The 4477-nt window shown below is 48.4% G+C and carries 1 protein-coding gene; it reads left to right on the top strand.

Annotated elements, in window-relative coordinates:
* Window positions 1-106: 106 nt before the first annotated feature.
* On the top strand, window positions 107-4477 hold a 4371-nt coding region (locus tag GGR91_RS11505), incomplete at its 3' end, for a putative Ig domain-containing protein (protein ID WP_183942371.1).

Below are 4477 nucleotides of genomic sequence, written 5' to 3'. Positions count from 1 at the left end.
ACGCTGAACAACCTCGCCAACGATAACTTCGGCGACGAAATAAGCTTCGAGGCAATCTATGGCGCAAACGCCATCGGATATGTGATTTAAAAAAGAGTTTTATCAGATGGCAACATATACACAATACAATCCGAATTCGATTATATCGAGAGCCATGTTTAACTTTGACGTTGGAGGCCTACTAAATTTTAGATTGCAAGGACTGGTCAGAGTAAGCGTTTCGGACGGATTTGGATTTGAAATAAATTGGTCAGGCCAACAAATTCAAAACATTCAGAATATTTTTTCACAAATATCTCAGTTTGCAAACATATCTTTCACTAGCTTGGTTGATTACGATTCCACACCAACATCTAGTTTTGCTTGGCCATCTGATGTCGGATTTTACAATGCTTCAGACATAAACATTTATTATTACTATTATAGTAATAATAATATTTTAGGAGAATCTGGTCTAGCAACAAATACGTTAAACTATGTTGGTTCGGAAGGCGACATTCGCATAAATCCAATTGCACCTCGATTTGAGGGGGATTTAAGTTTTTCCGATGAAACAAAGGTAAAGCAAGTTCTGCTACATGAAATTCTTCACTCTCTTGGACTTTCGCATCCACATTATCCTACGCCAGATACCGTAACCAGTGATTTTAGCGCATTGGTGAATGTCGGATTTCAAAAACTAGGTTTTAGATTAAATAGCCCATCTGATTTGAATAAAGAACATTTTACAATAATGTCGTATGACGAGCAGAGCACTGTATCGTTTCAGAATGCATTCACGCCAATGATATTGGACGTTATTGCACTTCAGCAGGCCTACGGAGAGGGCGCGGGTACCCATGGTGCCGGAGATGATGTAATTCTTGCAGGTACCATAGGGTATCGAACATATTTTGATTTAGGAGGTAACGACACCGTAGATGCTAGCCTTTATAATTCAGGAGTTTATGTAAATTTAGGTCAGTCTATTTCCAGTGCTAACCATTTGGTTGGCGTTGTGATGAGTGTTAATGATGCCACAACAACAATATTGAATGACGGATCTCCAGATTCCCTTAGGTGGCTTTATGGAGAATTTGAAAATGCAATCGGATCAAATGCAGGTGATTTTATTGTCGGGAATGATCTCTCGAACTACTTTTATTGTGCTCTAGGTAACGATTATATTTTCGGCGGGGGCGGAACGGACACGGCGGTATTCAATGCTAGTTACAGCTCATGCACAATATCATTTAATTCAGCATCAAACGATTTCACTGTTATTGGTCCTGACGGCACAGATACGTTAACAGACGTCGAGCAGTTTCTGTTCTCGGACGTTATGGTTTTGGCGTCTCAGTTTTTTGACGTGACCGCCCCAACGGTTCTGAATTTTTCGCCTACCGACGGCGTAACAGGCATTGCAGTCGGATCCAACATCGTTGTAACCTTCTCTGAAGCCATCGCGCGCGGCACAGGAACCATCACTCTCCGCTCAGGCTCTGCAACCGGCACCGCCATCGAGAGCTTTGATGCCGCCACTAGCAGCCGCTTGTCTTTATCAGGCTCAACGCTGACCATTAACCCGGCCAGCGACCTTGCTACCAACACACAATATTTTTTGGTGTTCAGCTCGGGCAATATCAAGGATGCTGCGGGTAACATTTACACAGGCACCTCAACCTACGACTTTACGACAATAGCTGCCCGGACCAACACGGCACCTGTTGTTGTCAACGGGATTGCGGATCAGGCGAGCATTGAGGACACGGCGTGGAGCTATCAGGTTCCTGCGGGCACGTTCAGCGATGTTGATGGTGACACGCTGACCTACAGTACGACGCTTGGTGACGGGACGTCACTGCCATCATGGCTATCGTTCAATGCCGGGACCCGGACCTTCTCCGGCACTCCACCGCTGAACTTTGCAGGTACGCTGAACCTGAAGGTGGCGGCATCTGACGGTAGCGCAAATGTGTCGGACACGTTTGTGCTGAGTGTGACAGCCGTTGAAGATGAAGCGACGGGCAGCGCGAGCGTGACTGGCACTGCGGCTGAAGGTGGTACGGTCACTGCGAGCGTGAGTGCAACGGATGTAGATGGCAGCATCACCGGCACCACTTATCAGTGGCAGGTGTCGTCCAATGAGACGACGGGCTGGACTGATCTTTCAGGTGCGACCACTGCAAGCTACGCGATTGCATCTGATCAGAGCCAGGTGGGTAAGTATCTCCGCGTGATTGCGACCACGACGGATGCGCTAGGTGGCACGACCACGCTTACGAGCGCTGCAACCGAAGCGATTGCGAACGTTAATGATGCGCCGACTGGTATATTTGATATTCATGTGCAGAAGAATATCACAGTTTCACGAACGGATAATGAATTTAAAGTAAATATCTCGAAATTTAGTGTAATATCACCTAAAATTTCAGCTCTTGTAGATGGAGGATGGATAATATCTTGGACATCATATGGCCAAGATGGTTCCGAGGAGGGTGTTTATGCTCAGCGTTACTCTTCTATTGGAGAAAAAATTGGAGACGAGTTTAAAGTCAATGCTTATACTAATTTTAGGCAGCAAGACGCCACTGTTGCGGGTCTTTTAGACGGCGGCTGGATTATTTCATGGGTGTCTATAGGTCAAGATGGCGACGACTATGGTATCTATGCTCAAAGATTTGATATGTATGGAGGTATGGTTGGAGAAGAGTTTAGGGTAAATACCTATACGGCGTCGATGCAAGATAGACCTTCAGTGGTCGCTTTATTGGATGGGGGCTGGTTGATTTCATGGGACTCGAATGGGCAAGATGGGTCGGCATATGGTGTTTACGGTCAGCGCTTTGATAGTTTCGGCGCTCGTGTGGATAGTGAGTTTCGCATCAATTCTTACACTAATAGCTTTCAATATGACCCGTCAGTAGCTGCGCTTTCTGATGGTGGTTGGATCGTTATATGGAATTCCTTGGGGCAAGATGGTTCGGGATGGGGTATTTATGGTCAGAAATACAAGAGTTCCGGCATTGTAGAGGGACCAGAATTCCGAGTTAATAGTTTCACGAGTGGTGATCAAATTCAACCATCAGTAGCCGCGCTTTCTGATGGTGGTTGGGTTGTTTCATGGAGTTCTAATAATAATCAGGGTTTAGGGAACATATATGGGCAGAAATACGACAGTTCAGGAGTTAAGTCTGGGCCAGAATTCCAAATCAACAGTTATGTCGGAAACACTCAAGGGAACTCATCAATCATCGCGCTAACCGATGGGGGGTGGGTTGTAACTTGGCTTTCACCAAGTTTGGATGGGTCTTGGCGAGGCGTTTATTCTCAGCGATTTGATAAATTAGGCGTAGCTGTAGGCGGGGAGACCAAGATAAACACCTCTACAGTCTATCAGTTTTCAATTCCCTCGGCAGCGGCGCTTTCAGATGGTGGTTGGGTAGTCAGCTGGTCATTTGATGGCGTTTATGGTCATAGGTACGCGGCCGATGGTAGCTCTACGCATACCTACACGCTGCTTTCTTTCGCGGCAGCGTCCTACTCAGATTTTTCCGAAGATAAGGTAATCTACGCTGATGCGGGCCTGATTACGGACGCGGATGGTTTAGGGACGGTTGGCTGGCAGTGGCAGCGCTCTGGGGACGGGGGTGCTACTTGGAGTGATATCTCAGGTGCTACGTCGAGCAGTTATACGCTGGGTGATGGTGACGCCGGTAAGCTGGTTCGTACAAAGGGCACTTACACCGATGGCCAGGGCACTGTTGAGACGGTTTATAGTGCAGCTTCAACGCCAGTAATCAACGTGAATGACGCACCAGTTGGTTTTGGTGTGAGCATTAGTGGGTCTGCGGCCGAAGACGCTAACCTGACGGCTACTGCGAGTGTTACGTCGGATGCGGACGGTCTGCCTAATCCATTAAGCTTCACCTATCAGTGGCAGAGCTCAAGCAACGGGAGCACGTGGAGCAACATTGCAGGTGCGACGTCAGCGAGCTTCACGCCCGGTGATGCTGAAGTGGCAAAGCAGCTGCGGGTTATTACCACCTACACAGACGGTCAAGGCACGGTTGAGACCGCCACCAGTGCTGCCACAGCTGCCATTGCGAACGTCAACGATGCACCTGTTGTTGTCAACGCGATTGCGGATCAGACGAGTGCTGAGAATGCGGGATGGAGCTATCAGGTTGTGTCTGGCGCGTTCAGCGATGCGGATGGTGGCGCGCTGACCTACAGCGCTACGCTTGGTGACGGGACGTCACTGCCATCATGGCTATCGTTCAATGCCGGGACCCGGACATTCTCCGGCACCCCACCGCAGGACTTTGCAGGTACGCTGAACCTGAAGGTGACGGCATCTGACGGCAGCGCAAATGTGTCAGATACGTTTATTCTTACCGTGGCTGCTCTTGACGTTGTAACCGGCGCATCGGGCAATGACACACTGATAGGTGCTTCTCGCAGGGTCAGCAAGTTCACAGGTGGTGCTGGTAACGAC

It is taken from the genome of Sphingorhabdus rigui, from assembly GCF_014196595.1.
Lineage (GTDB): Bacteria > Pseudomonadota > Alphaproteobacteria > Sphingomonadales > Sphingomonadaceae > Sphingorhabdus_B > Sphingorhabdus_B rigui.
This window is presented reverse-complemented; position numbering and strand designations above follow the sequence as displayed.